Here is an 868-nt window from a genome sequence, read left to right as displayed (position 1 = left end):
CGCGCAGCAGTCCCGCGACGCTGAGGTGCTGGCGTGAGAACGGACCACTCATCAATACCTGCCTCGCAGCTTGAGAAGGTCGTGGCAGTATACTGATTCGGCTTCAAAAGTTTACGAAAGATTTTTTTCGGCTCAAAGCCAACTTATTGTTTCTAAAGCAGATATTTTTGCGGCGGGAATTGCTGTACCGGACCTGGGCGCCGACTTCATCCTCGCCAATCCGCCGTTCAACATCTCCGACTGGGGCGGCGACAAGCTCAAGGACGATGCCCGCTGGACCTACGGCACGCCACCCGCCGGCAATGCCAACTTCGCCTGGCTGCAACACATCCTGCACCACCTCAGCCCCAACGGCACCGCCGGCGTGGTGCTCGCCAACGGCTCGATGTCCTCGACCCAATCCGGCAAGGGCGCCATCCGTCAGGCGATGGTCGAGGCCGACGTGGTCGACTGCATGATCGCGCTGCCCGGCCAGCTCTTCTATTCCACCCAGATCCCGGCCTGCCTGTGGTTCCTGGCCCGCAACAAGAATCAGATGCCCGCTGGCCTCGGCGACCGGCGCGGTCAGGTGCTGTTCATCGACGCCCGCAAGCTCGGGCACTTGGTCGATCGCACCCGACGCGAGTTCTCCGGCGAGGATATCGAGCGCATCGCGACCGCCTACCATGCCTGGCGCGGCGAGTTGGACGCGCCCGAGTATTTCGACGAGCCCGGATTCTGCAAGTCCTCGACGCTCGAGGAGATTCGCGGTCATGGCTACGTGCTCACACCGGGGCGTTATGTCGGCGCCGCGGCGGTCGAGGATGACGGCGTGCCGTTTCCCGAGAAGTTCGCCGAGCTGCGGACGAAGCTCGAGACGCAGTTGGCG

At 63.0% G+C, this 868-nt stretch carries 1 protein-coding gene; it reads left to right on the top strand.

The features are described from left to right. Window positions 1-70: 70 nt before the first annotated feature. Window positions 71-868: N-6 DNA methylase (locus CKO40_RS23790; RefSeq protein WP_338074262.1), on the top strand; the 798-nt coding region annotated here is incomplete at its 3' end.

Source organism: Halochromatium glycolicum (assembly GCF_016584085.1).
Classification (GTDB): Bacteria; Pseudomonadota; Gammaproteobacteria; order Chromatiales; family Chromatiaceae; genus Lamprobacter; species Lamprobacter glycolicus.
Note: the sequence above shows the minus strand (reverse complement) of the source record. Positions and strands in the feature narration are given on the sequence as shown.